Genomic DNA, 21,253 nt, shown 5'->3' with positions numbered 1-21,253 from the left:
TTTTGGATCTAGGTGACTCCTTTGAAGTAAGTGCTGTTCTTTATGGTATTTTAAGTGAAGTTGAATTATAACCGTTTTAAATGAATATATCAACTTAGTAATATGAAGACATAAATAGGAGAATTTATAGATGCAAAATATTTTTCCAGAACATAAATCTGAAATTGTATTAGGAAATGGTAAATTTCAACTTGATCCCATGTCATATACTGTTATTTATGAAGAAAAAGAAATCAGCTTAGCTCCCAGGGAATTTGAAGTTCTGTATCTTTTAGCACAAAGACCAAATTGGGTTATTCCAAAGAAGAATATCTATTGTTCGGTCTGGGAGAGTAATTATTATGATGATCAGATTCCGTACAAAACAGTGGAACACGTAGTATGGAAGATACGAAAAAAGATGGGGCATGATATTATAGAAACATTGATCAATGTAGGGTATAGACTAAAAAAGATGTAAAGGCAGGATAGTGTGAGTAAAAGTTTGTATATTCTGATTGAATTTTTGGGAGATACGCCATATAATATTGGCAACTATAAGAAGGCGCGTACATACGTCATTTGACTAAATATCACGTTGTAACTAGAAATTGAGATAAACTCTTACAGAGCTTTTGTGGACTATCCAAAGAAAAAGGAGGCTGACTATGAACGTATATGAAGAAATAGATCAGGAAACAATGATGTTGCTTTTAGATTTCTTGTGTAAACGGACAGTGGAAGGAAAACAGATATGGGAAAATATGGAGTATAATCCTATTTCCTTTTTACAAAAAGATATTTATGAAAAAGAAGGTACCTGTATATCACAAATGTTTGAAGCAACGACAGTATTCAATGGTATTGAATATGAATTAGAGCTTTCAGAGTCAATCGAACTTCCGTCTGGCAAGGGAGATATTTTTGGAACCATTTCTTATGAAACAGAAGACGGAAAAGAGAATACGTATGATTTCTCTTTATTTTTTGATGTAGAGAAATATGATGATGCGAATGCGGAAGAATTGCAGGGTATTTTTGGAAACTCAATCATTGTACAGTTTACAGATGCAATGGTGGGAGTATTTGAAAATTCAGATGCGGTAGCGGAGGGATTTGCTTATGCAAGATACTTTCATCAAACAGGAATTAATCCGGAATGGGAAACCAATCCTCTTGTGAAATTGGGTGAGAAACTGATGCAAGAGCACGCAATGTTGGATTTTCATAAAATAGTATTGGATACAGATTATAGAAAAAGTTTATGGAAACGACCATGAACCTTCTATAACAGGATACAAATTTTGGGGAAACCATTGATATTTCTTAGGATATCACATATAATATAGTTAAGCCAAAAGGTTTCGTGTAGCGGCACGTAAAAGCTGTACTGCGTCTAGGCAGGGTAAATATTGGGACTATTTTATACTCGAAAGAGTATTACGCCCACACCAGGGAGATACGGTGAGTCCGCACCGGGGACTGAATGATACCGGCGACATTTCAGACATTCGGAAGGGTGTCGCGGCTGACAGCCAGCATAAAACCGCTTTTTAGAACAAAGAGAATGATAAGAGAAGAGGAGGTGCTTTTATATGGCTACATCAAGTATTCTTACCAATGTTGTAATTGAAGATCCGAAAAAAGCAGAAGCATTTGTAGATGCACTTGAAAAGTCCAGTCAAGATCCAGTATGGAAACCTTCTGCACCGTCTATTCCAATATTAGATAGTGTAGAAGAATTACGCAGATTCCTGGGTAGGAAAAGGAACTAAGAGAGATGTATTATGCAGTTGTAAATATTTTAGATTATATAGAACTTATAGGAGAGGAGTCAGTAGTTGATGTCCTCTCCGGTTTTTCGTGTCCGAAGAATAAAGAAATAGAAAATTTTGTCCGGAATAATGCGGTAGAGTTCGCAAAACGGAAGATGTCCATTACTTATCTTTTGTTAGATGAGTATAGCAGGGTTTTGGCAATTTTTGCAATCACACATAAAGCAGTGCAAATCTGGGGAAAAAATCTTTCTTCTACGTTGCAAAAAAAGATACAGCGGTATGCACAAAAAAATGAGAAGACAGATGAATATGCTCTTTCTGCTTTTCTGATCGGTCAGTTTGGAAAAAATTATCAGCATAAAGACGCACCCGTTCCAGATGGCGGAAAGATGATGGAAGCGGTATTGACCATTCTTAAACATGTACAGCGTGAAATTGGCGGTGGCGTTGTGTACTTAGAGTGTGAGGAAAAGCCGGAGCTATTGAATTTCTATCAGAACGAGAAAAACAGATTCCGGAAATTCGGAGAACGTTTATCAGAAAAAGAAAATGTGAATTATATTCAGATGCTACGAATTTTATAAAAAAAGAATAAGGATACATAAGGTGCAGGTGATTCTAAAATAGAGGAGTCACCTGTATTTTTTATGCCTAAATGAAGAGATAATGCAGTGCTTTTTCGTAAATAGTGCAAAAATCGTTTTCAAGGCGTTCAGATATAATAAATCTCTAAAACAAAAAAAGGAAAGAAATGGTAATGAAACAGGGAAATCTTGCCTCCATAGTCCATTACCAGGGAAAGGATTTGTAATTATAATAGAGCCTGTAATCAACGAGGAGATAAAAGAATGCAGAATGAACTTTATATTGTAGCAGATGCCATAAAAGCCTTGCGGGAAGCCAGAGGACTGACTCAGGAGCAGCTTGCAGAGAAAGCGGATATTTCTGTATCACATCTGGCAAAGATTGAAACACATGCCAGACTTATGGGGATGAAAACCTATATCCGTCTGCTGGAAGCTATGGACATTCCCATAAAAGAACACTTCATACACATGGGGACAGCAAAAAAAGATATGATGTTGAAGGAGAAGATCTGGTATCTGGTACAGGATTGTAATGAATGGGAAACCAGCCTTTTGATTTATTCCATAGAGGGAATTAAGAAGGGGCTAAAGGAATATCAGCAAGACAGCAGGAAGTGAGAATACAAACGGGGAGGAAAAGGGAAATGTTATCAAGAGAAAAGGTGGAAGCAGTATTATTTAAAATGGGAATGCCAGCCAATGTAAAAGGATTTGGTTATATCGTAGACTGTGTTCTGATCCTGGAGAAAGACAGCAAGATCAAAACGACATATCTGTACTTTAAGGTAGCTCAGCAAAATGGTACGACAGGGCAGCGGGTAGAACGGGCAATCCGTCATGCGTTTGATATTGTCCGAAGCTGCAGAGGTGATTATGATGTGGTGAACCATTATATCGGTTTTATTAACTGTGCCAATTCCCCTTCCTTATCCATGCTTACGATGAAGATACGGGAGGAAGCACTGGAAGTACCGGAACCACAACCGGAAAAGAAAGAAGAGAACGTGATTACGGGAATTACCGAAGACCGGCTTTTGGAGTTGATGCGGCAGGCATATACGGAATTTTGGGCAGATATGATTATCCGGTTAAAAAAATAAAGAGAAATGCAGACCGAAAACAGTCTGCCAAAACACATCAGGGTTATGGTGTCTTTTGGCAGGCTGATGTTTTCAGCCGGGAAGAACCTTGAAAACTGAATATCAGTATGGTGATATTTTTTTAAAACAAACGTGTCATTTCTGACGCTAATCTATAGAAATATCTTAAAGGACACAAAACATTTCGGCACATTCTATTTTGTATGATGCAGGGTCATGAGCTGTGCGAAGATACATTTGTCCGCATTGACAGCAGGTAAGGCAGAAAAGAAGCGGATCAAACAAGGAATCGTAGAAGATGAAGGAAAAGTGTGAGCAGCGCCCGGACATAGGCTGTGGGTGGCAGGCAGTCTGAAAGCCGAATGATAATGATACCTTTGCATAAAACACTGCAACCAGGGTAGCGTCTGGGACATGCTGCAGCGGGAAAGGGTGCTGCAGGGTGTCAGGCGGCCAGCCGGGCCGGTCCTACATGCTCCCGTTCACACCGGGGTGAGAAAATAAAAAACATGCTGGCAGGGAAGGCCCTGCCGGTATGGTGTGTAAAATGGGTTCATTTTAGGGCTATGGGGAAACGCCGGTTTCTTTATAGCCCTGGAATGAAAACAGGAGCCAAAGAAAGAGGAGGCAGAGCAATGAATAGAGAGATGTTACAAAAACTGTTTTCAGAAGATAAAGAGGTCTTTCAGGGAGGAATGTTATTCCCTGCATGGATCTGCAAAGGAAAAAAAGAGATAGAAAATAGGAACAGTCCCCAGCGGGCGGCAGTGTATCTGGATATTCCCATTCCATGTGCAGGGCTTTTGTATTATGAAAAAGAAAAAAGCCTGCATTACTGTGAACAGCAGACATACCATGTAGTTACGATCCTGGAAGGTGTAGGGTGTGGTAATTCCATAGAAAAAGAAAACTGGCAGAGGCTGGCAGTGCTTGCAGGAAAAGGCATGATTGACGTGATTGTGGTATCCGGGCTTAGCAGGTTATCCTATTGTCCGGAGGAAATTTTACAGACTATGGAACTGCTCCAGGCTTTCCAGGTGCAGATAGACTGTATCGGTTATGGGATTTTAGATTATGCCAGACTGAAACAATATTTAATGCACACCTGGGAGAAACAGGAACAATTTGAGCAGGACTTAGATGCGTATCTGTGCAGTTGCTGTACCAGGGAAGGGATATAATGTTCTCGCGGGAAGAACTGCTGAAGATGCGGGAAATGACGTTTGAGGACATTGACCCGAAAGAGATACAAGATGTAGAGAAACTGAAGATTGATGTAAAAAAAAGCAAACCGGAGAAGGTCCGGGAAATCCTGGAGTCCGGAAAGAACCCTTATTTTCTGAAATATAAAGGGATCACCATAAAGATTGGGTTTGCTTCTACCAACCGTACCATAGAGGAAGCCATGCAAAGCCTTGTGCAGATGAAATGGTAAAGCTACGACAGGGATAGGGAAGAAAGCGGATTGTTGGCAGATTACAGGGTGGACAAACCTTCTGGACTATGGTAGGATGATGGCAAGGACCCAGTAGCCTCTATCATTTAGGGAATCGGCTGACGAATCTAAATGATAGGAGCGAATACAATGAAAAATCAAATACTTAAAAAAATCTATCGTGCGGTTGTTTACCTGCGCCTTTCTGACGAAGATGGTGATAACAGGGAAAGCGACAGCATATCAAACCAGAGGATACTAATCCATAGCTTCTTAAAGAGCCACCCTGAAATTCAGGTGGTAAAAGAATGTGTAGATGATGGATATACCGGCACAAACTTTAACCGCCCCGGTTTTCAGGAAATGCTGCGTATGCTGGAAGAGGGGAAAGCAGACTGTATTATTGTCAAAGACCTTTCCCGTTATGGAAGGGACTTTTCCGGTGTTTTACAGTATGTGGAACGTATCCTGCCGAAAATGGGTGTGCGCCTGATCCTTGTCAATGACAATTATGACAGCCTCACGCCAAATCGTGATTTCCTTACCCTGAGATTTAAAAGTTTAATCAATGACCTTTATCCTGCGGATACCTCCAAAAGTGTGCGCTCTCATTTGTATGTCAAAATGACAGCCGGGCAGTGTGTAGCGCCTTTTGCTTTTTATGGTTATCTGAAATCCGAAGAGGATAAACATAAGCTAGTTATGGACGAAGTGGCAGCTTCTGTTGTACGGGATATTTACCACATGAAAATGCAGGGCTGCAGCCTAACGGATATATCCGAAGAATTAAACCGGCGTGGGATCTTGACGCCTCTTCGGTATAAGCAGGTATATTTAAAACAGAAATTAAAGACAGGGTTCCGCTTGACGGAAAAACCGGTCTGGATGCCAACTATGGTACGCCGTATCCTTCTTGATGAACGCTATACCGGAGTGCTGATACAGGGAAAAACAACAACGCCAAACCATAAAGTAAAGGTTGTGATCCACAAAGAGGAAGCCGAGTGGATACGGTATGAAAATGCCTTTGAGCCGGTTATCAACAGACATCAATATGAAGTGGTAGGCAACCTGATGAAAATGGATACCATGAGGGGTGCAAAGGGGCTGGCGCTTCTTTCCGGCCTGGTAAAATGTGGGGACTGTAAAGAAAGCATGGTACTGAAAAGCCCGGATAAAGTCCACCACTATTATGTATGTTCGACTTCCCTTTATGAAAAGCAGTGCAGTTCCCATAGTATCAGTGAGAAAAAACTGGTAGGAGCTGTGACAGAGGCAATCCTGCATTATATTTCTGTTCTGGTGGAGCTGAAAGAGATACTGGCGTATGTAAAAACTGCCTCAATCCCAAGACAGCGGCTTTTGGAAGAAGACAAAAAACTGGAGATGCTGGAAAAGGAGAGCCAGAGGATTTTAAACATTAAAGTAAAACTGTATGACAGTTTTGCAGAAGAAATCCTGGACCGGACAGAATTTGAAACCTTCAAAGCAAAGTATGACCAGTCTTTAGAGGAAATCCGGCAGGCAATGGAGTGCCAGCAAAGGGAAATCCGAAACTTGCAGGAAACCCTTGAAAAACAGCAGGAGTGGCTGGAATATTTTCTGGAATACCAGGACCGGACGGAAGTGGACCGCTTAATGCTGGTAAATCTGGTCAAGCGGATTGAGGTATATGAACAGAAGCGCATTATCATTCATTTTTGGTTTGAAGATGAATTTGAAAAGGTATTGGGACTGCTGGAAACGGTAAACAGGGCAAAGCCGGACCGGCGTGTGGAAGCCTTCCTGAAAGGAAAGGGGGCGGAAGCAAGTGCCTAAGGTAAGCAAAAGAGGACAGAGAAGACAAAGCAGCAAGCCAGAAGTTAAGTATCTGAGAACCTATATTTATGTAAGGCTTTCCGAAAAGGACGGAGGGCATGGCAGAAGGGATTCCATTTATATCCAAAAACAGATCTGTGAAGACTACGCAAAGAAACACCCGGAAATGCTGGTGGTAAAAGTCTATGCGGATAATGGTGTGACAGGTACAACGTTCCAAAGGGACGCATTTGAAGAGTTGATGGAAGATGTGGCAAATAAAAAGGTTGACTGCATCATTGTAAAGGATTTTGCCCGTTTTGGAAGGGACGCCTTAGATGCTGTAGATTTGATTGATGTGATTTTCCCAACCTTAAATATCCGGTTTGTTTCCGTTATGGACGAATATGACAGTGCAAACCCAGCTTGTGTAGAAAACAGGACCACCAATATTTTGAAACACTTTATGAATGATTATTATGCCAGGGAAGTTTCAGAGAAACTGGTACAGGCGCACCGGCTGTCCAGGGAACGGGGAGAGTTTTGGGGTTCCAGACCTCCTTATGGATACCAAAGAGCAGAGGAAAACAGTAAGAAGCTGGTGCCGGAACCAGAGGAAGCAGAAATAATCCGGCAGATTTTTTACTGGTATGTGTTTGAAGAAATGTCAAGCTATGATATAGCAAGGGAACTGAATGGCAGAAAGGTATTAGGACCGGAGGACAGCTACCAGAAAAGGAAACAGGGAAAGGAGCCGGAAAAAAGGCGGTTATGGAGATCAGACGGTATCAGGAAGATTTTACAGAACCCCGTTTATATAGGTGCTGCTGTTTATGGGAAAACAAAACAGATGCTTGCGCAGAATATTCCCCTTCAGATGATACCAAAAGAGCAGTGGGAAGTGTGTGAAAATGCCTGGGAAGCAGTTGTGGAACGGGCAATTTATGAGAAAGCACAGGAAATTGCAAAGGAACGCTGGAAAGATACGTTGGATAACTGGGCTGCAAACCCAAAAGAAAAACAGGGGGCAGATGGTCCTTTTAAGGGAAGGATTTTCTGCGGACATTGCGGAAAACGCCTTGGAAGGAGCAGGAGCGGAGGCAATAAGAAACACAAATATATGGTTTATAAATGTCCTTCCTTTTCCCTTACAGATCATACGGAATGTTTCCGGACGGTGAATGAAATCTACATCAATCAGGCAGTCAAGGCAGCACTCCGTTACCAGATCCGGCTTGCTGTAGAAAGTAAGAAAACCTATGGTGCAGAGTTTTATCAAAAGCTGGAGCAGGAGGTGGCAGAAAAAGTAAAAAGTGCCAGACAGAAGTATGAGAAATATGGAAGAAAACTGGAAACCTTGTTTGAGCATTATGCTACTGGGCTGTTGGACTGCAAGGAATATCAGGAGATTAAATCAACCTATCAGGAAGAACAGCAAGCAGCCAGGCAGAATATGAAGCAGATACAGCTTCGTGGACAGCACCTGTTAGATCAGGTGAAGGCAAGAATGGACTGGACAGAGGAACTTCTAAAGTACCAAAGATTCCAGAAGATAGAGAAAGGGATTGCGGACCGTTTTATTGAAAAGATTACGGTATATTCCAAAGACTATGTGGAAATCGTGTTCTGGTTTGGGGATTTATTTGAAAAAGAGCTGGAAAAAGAACTGGCCAATATGGAAGGAGGTCTTCCGTATGCAGTGTGATTTTATTTTTGCTTATATGCGTCTTTCCAGAGATGATAAAGAAAAAATGGAGGAAAGCAACAGCATTAAAAATCAAAGGCTCTTGATCCAGCATTTTGTAGAAAACCAGCCGGAGTTTGCAGGGGCAAAACTTTTCTTCTTCGTAGATGACGGTTATAGCGGTACAACGTTTGACCGCCCGGAATTTAAGCGCATGATGGGGCTGATTACCAGGAGAAAACGGATCTGTATCATTGTCAAAGACTTGAGCCGCCTGGGAAGGGATACCATAGAAACACAAAACTATATCGAAAAAATATTTCCATTTCTTGGGGTGCGCTTTATTTCAATCAATGATTTTTATGACAGCAGCCAGAAACCTTCTGAAAGAAAGGATACGGAGATTAAATTTAAGAACCTGATCAATGGGATTTATCCCCAGATTTGTTCCGACAATATCAAAAAAGTTATGAGGAAACAGGCTGAAATGGGACAATATCATGGTTCAATCCCAACATACGGATATTGCTTCCATGACGGTGTTCATACAAAACTCCATCTGGATATGGAGGCAGCTTCCGTTGTAAGGGGGATTTTCGACCAAAGGTTGGAAGGAAAGACCTATGCAGACATTGCCAGGGACCTGAATAAAAAAGAAGTTGAAACACCTACCGTATACCTTCAAAGGAAAGGCTGGGCGCCGGAAGCAAAGAAATCTGTGAAATTCTGGGACGGAAATTTAGTAAAGCTGATTTTGTTTAATCCGGTTTATGCAGGACTGACGGTAAGAGGGAAAACAGAAACCAGGGTTCCGTCAAAAAGAGAGTGCCGATATATTCCAAGAGAGGATTGGATTTGTGTAGGAGGAAGACACGAAGCGATTGTAACGGAGCAGGAACTTCAGAAGGTCCAGGACATGGCAGAGAAACGAAGAAAATATTATGGGCGGACACCGTCTTCTGAGAATATTTTTTCAGGTTTGATCCGTTGCGGACATTGTGGTCGGAAAATGAGAATACGGGTGACATACAAAGAAAAACCGATTTATTGCGGAAGCACTACAACAGCCCCAAACGCTTCCTGTTATCCAAAGAAATATAAGCAGAAAGACTTGGAAGAACTGGTGCTAGTTATGATAAAACAACAGGCAGCTCTTGCAGAGGATACCATAAAGCAGTTAAAGAGAGCCAATCAGACTTTGAATATTCCGAAACTCCGGTATCGGAAAAAGCAATATGAAAAGAAGCTGGCGCTTCGTAAACAGGAGAAAATGGAACTGTATGAACAATATGCAGAAGAACAGATTTCTTTGAAAGATTACCTGGCACGAAAACAAACCTGTATGGAGAAGACAGCAGTTTATCAGCAAAAGATACAGGAGATAGAAGCAAGAATTTTAAAAGGGGAGGAGAAAAAACAAAAGGAGAAATCAGAGGGACTGCAACTTTTTGTAAAATATAAGGGATTGGAAGAGCTGTCTTATGAAGTTCTGCATGAGCTGATTGAAGTCATAAATTTTTATGATCCGGAACATATTGAAATTGTATGGAAATACAGGGACGAATTTCTGGAAGCAGTAGGATAAGAAAAAACCGGGAGAGCTTATTGTCTTGGATTCCAGTAGAGAAGAAGATTTCATAAAAGAGGAGGAAAACGCTACGGTGTCTTCCTCTTCTTTGTATTAGGAGAAAATTTGGCAAAGAAGATGGGGGAAGAGCCATGTATCTTGAAACATATTCTATGGAAGAACTGATGGAACTGATAGAAGAGAAAGGATATTGTTCTGTGGAAGCAGTAGAAATTCTGAAAGAAATGGAACAGGCAAAAAAAGAGTATGATTTTTTACTCCGGGATTGTAAGGAAAAAGCGTGGAAAACAGACCAGGTGGTAGTTGATTATTACAGGTATCTCTTGGAAGAATTGCGGAAAGCGTTGCCCTATGATGCTATGGGAGGTCAGCACACGATTCCGATTCTGGTATTGCAAGAGTTCCGGAAACAGGATATTGTAGAAAAAATCAGGAATTTTATAGGCTGTCAGGCTGGGTTTTCTGATCATGATCTGTTACAGGAAATACAGAAATTTATTACCGTACATCTGGACCCGCAGGGAATTATCCTCTATATGGATGTACTGGGGAATCAGCCAGTGGCAAGGAATGCTTACAAACAGGGAGGACAAATGTGGTAAAAGAAAGAGTATTGGCGGTTCCGGATACAAGCATTTTTATTGCAGAACTGCCGGAAGCGACCAGAAACATCATAAGAAAAGACTTAGAAGAACACGCAAGAGAACATCATTACCGGCTGGAGTGGGATTTGAAAAATAAAGACTATGTAGCAATGAGCCGGAGATTTTGCGATATGGAAGACATTTATATGGATACCCATCTGCATTTTTGTGAGGCAGGGGAGGATATAGAGCCCTATGAAAAAAGCCTGCAGCGGACCATTTCTATCAGGTTATATCAAGACGAAGTAGAAGAACTCTGTAGGAAGTCTGGAAAAGTTGGGCTGTCAATCGGTGAACTGTTTGAAAACTTTGTTGCAGATTTGATTTGTGGTACACATACCAATGGTTCTGATGAACTCATGTATATTGAGCGATGGTTTGACCGGTGCTATTTCAGTATTATGCCAGAGGAAACATTTTTATCTTATCTGCTTGAAATGCGGGAGATAGACAGTGTTTTGGAATGCTGGGAAATCTTGCAGGAGTTGAAGGATCTGGAAGAGCCGGATTGTTATGATAAAGAGGAACTGGAGATACAGCAGAACACCTTGGAAGAATATTTTCAGGAATATAGAACCTATACAAGAGAACCGACAGAAGACCAATTGGAAGCTGCTATGGAAAAGGTGCTGGAATGGAATAAAGAAAGAGAGTATTTGTTGGAGGGAAATGTTCCAGAGAAGTCTTTGGGACGGTAGCCGGATTGGAGAAAGGAAGAAAACAGTGATAAGTAATGCGGAAAGAATTGTGTTAAGAAATATGTACCCATCGGGGTGTCGGGTAGAGTTGGAAGATATGGAAGCTGATCCGTATGTAAAACTGAGCCCCGGTGATTTAGGAACTGTACAGTTTGTAGATGATGGCGGACAGATACATGTATCCTGGGATTGTGGATACAGCCTTGCTATGGTGTTTGGTGTAGATCATTGCAAATGTGTTATGAGAGAGGAGCGTTTGCAGGAGATATTACAAAGGATACAGGCTATGCCATTTGAGAGCTTGGAAAAAATGGAACGGTATGTTATGGAAAAATTATCAGGGGTTTTTCCTAAAATCAGTTTTCAGAAGAAAGAAGGGCAGGAGATTTTTGTAGATATGGGAGTTGCCGCATTTATGAAGAAGGGTCTTGGTGTGGCAATTCAATATGAAACCGACAGCCAGCAGCACATCTTTATAAAAAAGATGGAAATGCAGGGACAGGATATTAAAGGAAAATTTGTCTTTCAAATGCAACAGAAACAGCGGTAGATTGAGAACAAGGATAGTAGAAATAAATAAGATTGTGATGATTAGTAATATTTGATAAGATATAAATAAAATTTATAAGAATATCGGGGGAACGATATGAGGTATTGCTGTGAAAAATGTTTTTCTAATAAGTATTTAAAAGAATATATCTTATCGGAGAGGAATGTAGGAAAATGTGATTATTGTAATTCCAATGGAGTAAACATTATTTCTACAGGAGAAATAGGAGCCTATATCCGAGAGTGTTTAAAAAAAGCGTATGAAGATATAGAAAATGGTACAGGGGCGTATTGGGACTCAGAAGAGAAACAATATTGCAATCGGACAGGAAGGAGTGTAGCTCCTTATTCAATCAGAGATATTTTAGTAGAAGAAGAAAATGTTTTAAACGAGGCTGTTATAGATACGACTATATTGGAAGATATATTTTCAGATTCAGGGTTAAGTTTTGAAGAAAAAAAGCAAGGGGAATCAGATGTATTTGAAGATATAGATAATTGTAATTTGGTACTTAAAGATGATTTATATGGCCTTGAGGCAACAAAAATGTATTATACATGGGAATTTTTCAAGTATATTACAAAATACTATAATAGATTCTTTGATATAGATAAGGATTGCCAGAGAAGAGATTATTTAAAAGAATTAGTACCATATATTTTAGAATATGATACTGTTATAAAAGCAGGAACGATTTATTATCGAGCAAGGAAATTGAACGATGAGAAATTACATGATCTGGATTATGCAGGGGTTTACAAAGAAATGGCTCCTGCACCCCCTAAATATGCAACAACAAATAGAATGAGTCCAGCAGGTATTTCATATCTATATGTTGCATCAGATAGAGAAACGGCATATAAAGAATGTCGATATAAAGATGCAACAGTAATGGTTGCTGAATATGTATTAAAAGAAGAATTGACAATTATTGATTTTTCTCAAGTTGCTTTTGTTACTACCAAAAGTATATTCAGCGAAGAATATGATCATGATTTACGTTGGATAAATAATTTTCTTGATGCATTTATTAAAGAGATAACCTCTCCAGTGGATGATAAAAAAGAAGATCATTCCTATGAATATGTAGCAACTCAGGTTATAGCAGAATATATAAGAAGCCTAGGATATGACGGAATATGTTTTAATAGCAGTGTAGGGAGAGGAAAAAGTTATGTATTTTTTTGTGGGCCAAACATGGAGTACAGTTCTGATGGATATGATTATATAGATGAATATTTATGGGATACTTATCCTAAATTGACATATTTTACGGACTGGTTTGATATTCAGAAGCTGGAATACAATTATGTTTTTCAAGATGGGGTTAAATATCGAGTGGAGAAGAAAATTGTTTTAAAAGACGAGTAATTCTGATTAACTCAAACTATTATGAAAGATTGCTGAAATAGGCAGTCTTTCTTTTTGTGTAAATTCAATATTTTTTTGGATATTACTTGACAGGATAGGGTAAGTCCACCTTGCTGAATATGATGGGCGGTTTGGATACACCGACTTCCGGTAGCATTCAAGTAAAAGGAAAAGAACTCTCTGAATTCAAGGATGAACAGCTTACCATCTTCCGCAGACGTAACATCGGCTTTATCTTCCAGAACTACAATCTGGTGCCGGTGCTGAATGTCTACGAAAACATCGTGCTGCCTGTGGAACTGGACGGAAACAAGGTAGATAAGAAGTTTATGAAAGAAGTAGTGCAGATGCTGGGACTGGAGGATAAGCTAAACAATATGCCCAACAACCTCTCCGGCGGTCAGCAACAGCGTGTGGCAATTGCGCGTGCCCTTGTTTCCAAACCAGCCATTGTCTTGGCCGATGAACCGACCGGAAACCTTGACAGCAGGACAAGTAGTGATGTATTAGGACTTTTGAAAGTTACCAGCCAGAAATTCCATCAGACCATTGTGATGATTACTCATAACAATGAGATTGCCCAGCTTGCCGGCTGTATTATCCGTATTGAGGACGGCAGAATTTCCAAGTAAAGGAGGGCGAAAATATGACAGATATTTTATTTGGGAATAACAACAGACCTGTCCTGAAACTTCTGGCAAAGCGTTCTTTGAAAGCCCGGAGAAACACCATTGCTGTATTGGCGATTTTGCTTGCCACACTGCTTTTTACCAGCCTGTTTACAATTGCCATTAGCTTGCAGACTGCTATGCAGGAAAGTAATATGAGGACAACCGGCACTTCTGCCCATGCAGGTATCAAGCGTTTATCTTGGGAAGAATATGAACGGCTGTCATCGGATACAGGGGTGAAGGACAGCGGATACTCGATTATCATAGGAAATGCCGTGGGTGATAAGTTCAACAAGACACCCACGGAACTGCGATATAGTGATGAAACCTATGCAGAACTAACTTTTAACACCCCCGACACCGGATATCTGCCGGAACAGAAAAATGAGATTGCCACCAGCCGTATTGTTCTGGCAGCGATGGGATTACCTGATGAGGTTGGTACACAGATGGAACTGACCTTTATAACTGATACGGATACATTTAGCGATACCTTTACGCTTTGCGGCATTTGGGATGGGGATGCTGTGGCGTATCGTCAAACAATTCTATTATCCAAAGAATATACGGAACAGGTAGCTCCTGTCATCCACGGGGAAACGGACGGAACAACCCCACCTGTGGGAACCGGTTATATTGATGCTGTTATGATGATGCCTACGGCATGGAACATTGAAAAGCAGGCATTAGATGTGACTTCCAAATACGGTTTAGATGAACGGGTAAGTATTAACGACGCTTACCAAACGGCAACGGTCAGTTTTTCTTCCATGCTGCCCCTTGTAGCTGGTATTGCGGTTATCTTTATCGCAGGGTATCTTCTAATCTACAATGTGTTTTATATTTCTATCGCACAGGATATTCGGTTTTATGGAATGTTGAAAACACTGGGAACCACTGCAAGACAAATAAGAAAAATCGTTTATAGAAAAGCAATTAAGCTATCTCTTATGGGTATACCTATTGGTCTATTGTTGGGATGGCCAATTGGTCGATTGCTGCTGCCTGCGATTGTAAATATGCTGACGGATGATATAAGGGTCGTTACTACGGTAAATCCGTCGATTTTTTTGGTGGCGATTGTTTTTTCTATGATTACTGTTTTGATTAGCTGCCAAAAACCTGCTGCGATGGCAGCCAAGGTTTCCCCGATAGAGGCGCTACACTATGTCGAGCAGGCAGGAGGAAAAAAGAAAGACCGTCGCAGTAAACGTATAAGCACAGTTATGATGGCAAAAAGCAATCTTGGCCGCAATAAGAAAAAAGTAACGATTGTTACCTTGTCCTTTGCACTCAGCATCGTTCTTTTGAACAGTGTCTATACCTATGTGACTTCCTTTGATTTCGATAAGTTTGTGGCTGATTTTAGTCTTACGGATTTTACAGTGTCCGATACAACGGTAATCAACAGCTATGCCCCGTATAACACGGCGAATGTGAGCCAGGATTTCATTCGTGAGGCTGAAAGGTTGAATGGTCTTGAAGATATAGGCAATGTGTACCTGTGGATTTCCAAACAGCCGCTTTCCAAACATGATCTTACAAAGTTGCAGGAACTTGCAGTTTCTTCCCGTGATATAGCAAATGAGCTGGGAAATTATAGGGTTCGACAGGAACATGGTGTCAATGTGTACGGGTTAGACGACTTTCCGGCAGAGTATGTGCGGGTTTTGGATGGAGAGCTAAACATGGAAAAATGGAGAGCTGGAACCGGCGTGTATGTAACACCGCTGCGGATGATGAGTGACGGTTCTCTCTGTTTGTATCAACCGGGAGACAAGATCTGTGTGCAGCAGCTTGATGGAACAAACAAAATATATGATGTATTGGCTGTGGTAGATATACCGAAAGCGTTAGAAACACCTTTACAAGTAGATATGGGACTGGATTATATTTTCCCGACAAATGAGCTGCTGGGAAATATGGTATCCGCCGACCAGCCGGCCATGAAAACCATCTTCAATGTAGATAATGAATACCAGCTTGCCACGGAAAACTGGCTGAAAAACTACACTACAAATACGGACACAGCTTTGGATTATCTGTCAAAAGTGACACTGCGGCAGACTTTTGATGGGATGATTAACATGTACCGTCTTGTGGGAGGTGCTCTTTGTGCGATTCTGGCGTTGATTGGCATACTGAATTTTATCAATTCCATGATGACCTCTATTTTGTCCAGATACAAAGAATTGGCCATGCTGCAATCGGTAGGTATGACCGGCCGACAAGTCAAACAGATGCTAATGATTGAGGGGATTGGGTATTCCGCATTGGGGCTTATATGTTCCCTGCTCATCTCTATCGTGGGGAGTCTGACAGTGGTTCGAATGATGGGGGCAGAATTAAGTTATTTTACATGGCATTTTACCCTGCTTCCTGTGTTCCTCTGTGTAATACCGTTAGTTCTCATTACCGCCTTTGTACCTTTGGTCTGCTATAACAAAATGGCACAGAAAACAGTTGTGGAACGGCTACGCATTGCTGAATAAGATACACAGACGAGAAACGGTCATCCGAAAGGGTGGCCGTTTTCAAATGTCACAAAATTGTGAGATTTCAGCTGATAAAAGGCACCTGTCTGTGACATTTCTGTGAGGATTATCAGTATAGAGCTAATTAATGAACCTCTATATTTTTTTATCATTTCCTTCATCGTCCGATGTTCCTTTCAAATCTGTGATCCACAGCATGACATCTTTCAATACGGAAGTATTTAATTCCTAATAAATAAACTTTTCTTCTCTTTGGTTTCGGATTAAATCAGCTTCCTTCAATATTGCAAGGTATATTATGTGTCAAGAACCAGTTACTTCAAAAAAACTGTTTTATTTTTAGAAAAAACTGTTTGGGGAGAACCGATTGATGTTCAAATGCATCTAATTGATGTAAAATAAAAAAACACGTGTATAAATGTCCGGACCAAAGGAGAAACAGGCTATGACAAAAAGTGCATTTATTAAGGAGGTCCACGATGCGGAAGCGATGCTGTAAAAAGAGAAAAACACTGCCAGACTATTCCCGTGAAGTATTGATGAAGGGACGTGCAGAGACCAACTCCAAGGAATATCTGCCGTTCCCAGTGATGTTAGGTCAGATTTTGACCTTGTTGGAAGAGACACCGAAAGAAGAGCAGAAGGATTTACAGTTCTTGATCCCATTTAACGAGGGTGCAGATGCAGATGGACAGTATGCAAGAGCCGTCCGGACGGTACTGGACCGCAAGGGATATGAGCATGTGGACATTATCGCGCCGATCCTGGAGACACTTCCAGTGACCGCAGATGATCCGGAGCTTCTGATGAAGGCTCTGGTTTGCGGCGACATCCTTTACAGTGCCGATCCGCATATGCGGGATCAGTGTTACCGCTCTCTGCTTCCAGATGGCAGCCTCCATGAGTGGAAAGACCTGCGCCGCTGGGCGAAGGAGATCGGAGAAGAAAGTACCTCAGCCAAATCACTGGGATTAGTTGGAACCTCTGCCAGCCTGACCAGCTTAAATGAGGGAATCCTGGAGCAGCTGGAGTATGAAGGAATCCTGTGCCGCCGGGCACCGCTGTCTGAGATGATGCTGTTTCTGTGGAAAGAAGCCTCTGGCAATAAAAATGCGACAGAGTTTTTCCAGAAATGGGAAAAACAGCTGTTGGCAATCCATAAGCGCCTGGGAGATAGAAGCAGCTTCAGCCAAGACCTAAGTGGGCTTCAAAAACGTGCCGATGAGTATCTGTCAGACTACTCTGGTGCCAATGGACGATACCGTTATGCAAAAGCACTGGAACTGGGTGAGAACTGCAGCGGTATCCTGATGATGGCACCACGCTATGAAAACACTGCTATGGTGCTGAATATGAGAGGAATTCACGACCACTGCCAGGCACCAGTTTATGACCTGTCCCTGGATGGGGACTTCGACGAGGCAGGATGGGAGAAACTTAGATCCTTCTTGTATTATTGTGAAGTATAACAGGCACATTATGCTTAGTACAGCGAATATTAAGTAGCCACTATGTTGATTAGTTTGACTTTTCATATACTGCGTCAATATAGCAGATACATAATTTTCACTGTACTGGGTACAATATAAATTAAAAAAGGAGACATAAAAAATGACAGGAATTAAGAACATCAACAAAGCAGAAGTCATGGCTTTAAAAGATCAGGTAGAATACCATGACGGACAGGTAGTCAGCAAAACACTGGCGCAGAACGAACACGTAAGTGTTACTCTGTTTTCTTTTGACAAAGGCGAAGAGATCAGCACCCATGAATCCGGCGGGGATGCCTTCGTGACCTGTCTGGATGGTGTAGGAAAAGTAACTATTGACGGCGAAGAATATATCCTAAAAGAAGGCGACTCCATCGTCATGCCAGCAAAACATCCCCATGCGGTATATGGACAGGAACAGTTCAAGATGCTGCTGGTAGTAATTTTCTAAGGCTGGCAGTAAAAGAAACTTACTTTCGTTTCATTTTTTATAAGAGACAAGGTCATTTAGGACGCATTATAGTTACATTGTTAATTTTGGAAAAGTAGAAGGGTTAGAAAAAGGCGTACTACGGTTGAAATGCGGAATAGAACTGAATGTTTCAAGAGCAAAGAAAGAAGAGTTTACCGAGGCACTGTTTGAATATCTGAGGGAAAGGAATGGTTGATCTGATGAGTTTGCTAAGTGATGCTTAGTACAAGAATGTGAAGAAAATGGAGAGAAGGTTTTAAAAGAACTCTCTGTAGAGGAAATCTATAATTATTACGAACAAGCAAATATCAAAGAGAAGGAGTGGATCAAACAATTAGTTTTTGAATACCAAATTGTGAATGTGAAATGAGTAAAGCCGAGAGTATTAATCTATCTCGGCTTTAGTATTTTTCCAAATTTTTGAATCGTCGATATTCTAAGGGTGATAATCCAAGCTGTTTTTTAAATACAGCTGCAAATTTCCCTTGATTAGAATAGCCGACCTGTTCGGATATTTCGGCAATCGGACGCTTTGTGTCCGAAAGAAGCCTTGCGGCTTCGTTCATACGGATTTCCCGCAGCCAGGTGGATATATTCTGTCCATATACGCCTCTAAAATAATTTTTCAGGCTGGTTTCACTGACCGAAAAGCGTTCTGCAATCTGCCGTACAGGAATGTGCTGGCGAAGATCATCTGAGAGAATTTGCGCTGCCCTTTTTGCAATTTCAACCTGCGTTTCCGTGTAGAAGCCGCAGGTTTTCGGAGGCCGGATTTCCATGTTAAAAAGCCGGTGGAGAAGTTCAAGCGTATAGATTTGCAAATGGAAGGCAGAGGGCTTTTCAGATAGCCGCCAGAGTTTTTGAAATATATTTTCCAGCTCACTGTCCGCTCCGTTGATATATGTCTTATGGTTGCCACAATAATTTTCTTCCAGCGTAGGGAGGTCAAGTGAAAAAGATTTCAAAAGTTCACCGCAGGACTGTAAAAGAAGTGGCAGGTCAAAGTATATTTTTATGCCCTGATATTGCCGTGTGGGAAAGATATATTCTTTCTGTGCGGTCTGTTCACTGACACAAAAATCATTTTCCTTCAGGTAAATGTAGGAGCCGTCATCCAGAAGCAATTCACTTCTGCCCGAAACGCAATAGTTAATCAGCAAAGGCTTTAGATTTGAATTTTCATCCGACTCCGGCCATACGGGAGCGTTTACAAAAATAAAAGCCAAAGTCAGCCCCGGAAAGAGCGTATGGAATGTCATGCGTCCCTTGCCATCTGCCCGATCCAAAAGCAATGTGCTGCTATTTGGACTGTTTTTCAAGGTCACACCAGAAACAGCATCGCTGTTTTCTAAAATGTTGCATATCATGTTACGCAACTGCTTCGCCCCTTTCATCACGCAAAATCGCTGATATTATTATACCTGCGAGAAAACTCCCGGTCAATGGATATTCTGGCAGAGCGAAAAAACTCCTTGCTATACGGGCTTAAAATACCGATATATGCATAGAAGCACAGCTGAATTTATGCTATCATTAGGGATGGTTAGCAAGAACTAACAAAGACGAAAATAATCATGTTAGGAGGTTTCGCAATGAACAACAAATTGCAAGGAAAGGACTTAATCAACATCGGTATTTTTACGGCGATTTACTTTATCGTCATTTTCGCAGCGGCGTCTATCGGTTTTATCCCGATCTTTATTCCACTTATCAGCGTGATCGTGCCGCTTGTGGGCGGTATTCCGATGATGTTGTTCTTCTCCAAAATTAAGAAATTCGGTATGCTTACCATCTGCGGAGTGCTGCTGGGTATCATTATGCTGCTGACCGGCATGGGCTGGTGGTGCATCCCTACCGGGCTGATCTTCGGGCTGATTTCCGATTTTATGATGAAAGCCTGTGACTACAAAAATGCCAAGCGTGAAGTGTTGATTCACGGCGTTTTTTCCATGTGGGTAATCGGCGCCTTTATTCCCATCGTTGTGACGCGTGACGCTTACTACCAGAACCTGCTCCCCGGTTACGGTCAGGAATATGCCGACACGCTTATGGCTTATATGCCCGACTGGATTTTGCCGGTATTGCTTATCGCTGCTTTCGTCAGCGGTCTTGTTGGCGGTCTGATTGGACGGAAGATTTTCAAAAAGCATTTTGAGCGGGCAGGAATTGTATAATGAGCCGCGAACTTCTTGCAAGTCAAAAAAACAATAGCGGAATTTTATTAGATCCCCGGACAAAACTGGCGGTACTGATTACCATAGCTGTCTTTATTTTAGGCGGTTCGTATGAAGGTATCATGCAGTATTACATCATCGTGTTGGCGGCGATCCCGCTGTTACTTTTGTCAGCGGCCAGAAAATGGAAAGGTGCTGTTCTCTATATCCTGATTTTCGGAGGCAGCCTGTGTCTGGAAATGTTCGGCATGTCCCGACTGACCGGCGTAGCAAACTACATCGCGGTAGCCGTCGTTGGTATTCTTCTGCGGTTCACCCCCAGCGTGGTCATGGGATATTTCGTGGTAACGACAACCACGGTCAGCGAATTTGTTGCGGCGATGGAACGGCTCCACCTGCCACAGCAGATCACCATTCCTATGTCTGTGATGTTTCGCTTCTTTCCCACGGTTGCGGAAGAATGGAGCGCTATTGGGGACGCCATGCGGATGCGTGGCGTCCGCTTTGGTGGTGGAAAAGTCGGTGCGATTTTAGAGTATCGGATTGTACCCATGATGATCTGCTCCGTCAAAATCGGAGAGGAACTGTCCCAGGCAGCCCTTACGCGGGGATTGGGAGGCCCGGTAAAACGGACGAATATCTGTAAGCTGGGTTTTCATGTGCAGGATGTTATTTTCCTGCTGATCTGTCTGGGAGCATTTGCAGCGCAAATCTATGTGCTTGCCGCAAGGGGGTGAAGG

20 protein-coding genes and 3 pseudogenes are annotated in these 21,253 nt (G+C 41.7%); 22 read left to right on the top strand and 1 reads right to left on the bottom strand.

Translation table 11 applies throughout. The annotated features are described in order from the left end of the window. The first annotated feature begins 130 nt into the window (after positions 1–130). The 20 genes and pseudogenes from DWZ38_RS20865 to DWZ38_RS20760 all read left to right on the top strand — a co-directional run. Positions 131–460 (top strand): winged helix-turn-helix domain-containing protein, encoded by a 330-nt coding sequence (locus DWZ38_RS20865; RefSeq protein ID WP_117855217.1) that lies wholly within the window; start codon positions 131–133, stop codon positions 458–460. Between the two features lie 187 nt (positions 461–647). Continuing rightward, positions 648–1,259 (top strand): hypothetical protein, encoded by a 612-nt coding sequence (locus DWZ38_RS20860; protein ID WP_117855214.1) that lies wholly within the window; start codon positions 648–650, stop codon positions 1,257–1,259. A gap of 315 nt (positions 1,260–1,574) precedes the next feature. After that, on the top strand, positions 1,575–1,754 hold the full coding sequence (locus tag DWZ38_RS20855; RefSeq protein WP_055056077.1) for a hypothetical protein: 180 nt from the start codon (positions 1,575–1,577) through the stop codon (positions 1,752–1,754). A gap of 5 nt (positions 1,755–1,759) precedes the next feature. Beyond that, a complete protein-coding gene (locus DWZ38_RS20850) occupies positions 1,760–2,341 on the top strand; it encodes a hypothetical protein (protein WP_055056076.1) in 582 nt (193 codons plus the stop codon). A gap of 264 nt (positions 2,342–2,605) precedes the next feature. After that, positions 2,606–2,962, top strand: a complete 357-nt coding sequence (locus DWZ38_RS20840) for a helix-turn-helix transcriptional regulator (RefSeq protein WP_055172436.1) — start codon at positions 2,606–2,608, stop codon at positions 2,960–2,962. A gap of 26 nt (positions 2,963–2,988) precedes the next feature. Beyond that, entirely contained in the window at positions 2,989–3,444 is a 456-nt protein-coding gene (locus tag DWZ38_RS20835; protein ID WP_055172439.1) for a sporulation initiation factor Spo0A C-terminal domain-containing protein, read from the top strand. Positions 3,445–4,079: 635 nt separating this feature from the next. Beyond that, a complete protein-coding gene (locus DWZ38_RS20830) occupies positions 4,080–4,625 on the top strand; it encodes a recombinase family protein (RefSeq protein ID WP_055172442.1) in 546 nt (181 codons plus the stop codon). Further along, the gene (locus DWZ38_RS20825) at positions 4,625–4,879 is read left to right on the top strand and encodes a DUF6870 family protein (protein ID WP_055172445.1); all 255 of its coding nucleotides are present in this window, start codon (positions 4,625–4,627) and stop codon (positions 4,877–4,879) included. The genes DWZ38_RS20830 and DWZ38_RS20825 overlap by 1 nt, the downstream gene beginning before the upstream one ends. Before the next feature lie 150 nt (positions 4,880–5,029). Beyond that, positions 5,030–6,697: a recombinase family protein gene (locus tag DWZ38_RS20820; RefSeq protein ID WP_178105403.1), complete on the top strand. Its 1,668-nt coding sequence runs from the start codon at positions 5,030–5,032 to the stop codon at positions 6,695–6,697. Then, positions 6,690–8,381, top strand: a complete 1,692-nt coding sequence (locus DWZ38_RS20815) for a recombinase family protein (RefSeq protein WP_117855208.1) — start codon at positions 6,690–6,692, stop codon at positions 8,379–8,381. Before DWZ38_RS20820 ends, DWZ38_RS20815 begins: the two co-directional genes overlap by 8 nt. Next, entirely contained in the window at positions 8,371–9,945 is a 1,575-nt protein-coding gene (locus tag DWZ38_RS20810; RefSeq protein ID WP_178105402.1) for a recombinase family protein, read from the top strand. The genes DWZ38_RS20815 and DWZ38_RS20810 overlap by 11 nt, the downstream gene beginning before the upstream one ends. Before the next feature lie 134 nt (positions 9,946–10,079). Next, positions 10,080–10,550, top strand: a complete 471-nt coding sequence (locus DWZ38_RS20805) for a hypothetical protein (protein ID WP_117467675.1) — start codon at positions 10,080–10,082, stop codon at positions 10,548–10,550. Next, complete coding sequence (locus DWZ38_RS20800; protein ID WP_117855203.1) at positions 10,544–11,290, top strand: hypothetical protein; 747 nt, start codon at positions 10,544–10,546, stop codon at positions 11,288–11,290. The genes DWZ38_RS20805 and DWZ38_RS20800 overlap by 7 nt, the downstream gene beginning before the upstream one ends. Further along, a pseudogene (locus DWZ38_RS23010) lies at positions 11,262–11,531 on the top strand (DUF4314 domain-containing protein); the annotation flags it as partial. The gene DWZ38_RS20800 and the pseudogene DWZ38_RS23010, both read left to right, overlap by 29 nt. 405 nt (positions 11,532–11,936) lie before the next feature. Then, on the top strand, positions 11,937–13,211 hold the full coding sequence (locus tag DWZ38_RS20790) for an RES domain-containing protein (protein ID WP_055172460.1): 1,275 nt from the start codon (positions 11,937–11,939) through the stop codon (positions 13,209–13,211). A gap of 89 nt (positions 13,212–13,300) precedes the next feature. Then, positions 13,301–13,843, top strand: a pseudogene (locus DWZ38_RS20785) (ABC transporter ATP-binding protein); the annotation flags it as partial. A gap of 14 nt (positions 13,844–13,857) precedes the next feature. Continuing rightward, the gene (locus DWZ38_RS20780; RefSeq protein WP_117855201.1) at positions 13,858–16,374 is read left to right on the top strand and encodes an ABC transporter permease; all 2,517 of its coding nucleotides are present in this window, start codon (positions 13,858–13,860) and stop codon (positions 16,372–16,374) included. A gap of 482 nt (positions 16,375–16,856) precedes the next feature. Beyond that, a complete protein-coding gene (locus DWZ38_RS20770) occupies positions 16,857–17,846 on the top strand; it encodes a hypothetical protein (protein WP_117855198.1) in 990 nt (329 codons plus the stop codon). A gap of 142 nt (positions 17,847–17,988) precedes the next feature. After that, a complete protein-coding gene (locus DWZ38_RS20765; protein WP_117855196.1) occupies positions 17,989–18,318 on the top strand; it encodes a cupin domain-containing protein in 330 nt (109 codons plus the stop codon). Positions 18,319–18,379: 61 nt separating this feature from the next. Further along, a pseudogene (locus DWZ38_RS20760) lies at positions 18,380–18,535 on the top strand (DNA-binding response regulator); the annotation flags it as partial. 205 nt (positions 18,536–18,740) lie between these two features. On the opposite strand, the gene DWZ38_RS20755 reads toward DWZ38_RS20760, so the two are convergent. After that, complete coding sequence (locus DWZ38_RS20755; RefSeq protein WP_117855191.1) at positions 18,741–19,706, bottom strand: AraC family transcriptional regulator; 966 nt, start codon at positions 19,704–19,706, stop codon at positions 18,741–18,743. A 225-nt stretch (positions 19,707–19,931) separates the two neighbouring features. Between DWZ38_RS20755 and DWZ38_RS20750 the strand changes: the two genes are divergently transcribed. Together DWZ38_RS20750 and DWZ38_RS20745 are read left to right on the top strand one after the other, a co-directional pair. Continuing rightward, positions 19,932–20,513, top strand: coding sequence for an MptD family putative ECF transporter S component (locus DWZ38_RS20750; RefSeq protein WP_044930260.1), 582 nt, complete (start codon positions 19,932–19,934; stop codon positions 20,511–20,513). Next, on the top strand, positions 20,513–21,250 hold the full coding sequence (locus DWZ38_RS20745) for an energy-coupling factor transporter transmembrane component T (RefSeq protein WP_117855189.1): 738 nt from the start codon (positions 20,513–20,515) through the stop codon (positions 21,248–21,250). Before DWZ38_RS20750 ends, DWZ38_RS20745 begins: the two co-directional genes overlap by 1 nt. Positions 21,251–21,253: the final 3 nt, after the last annotated feature.

It is taken from the genome of Ruminococcus sp. AF31-8BH, assembly GCF_003460605.1.
GTDB classification, from domain to species: domain Bacteria; phylum Bacillota; class Clostridia; order Lachnospirales; family Lachnospiraceae; genus Blautia_A; species Blautia_A acetigignens.
Note: the sequence above shows the minus strand (reverse complement) of the source record. Positions and strands in the feature narration are given on the sequence as shown.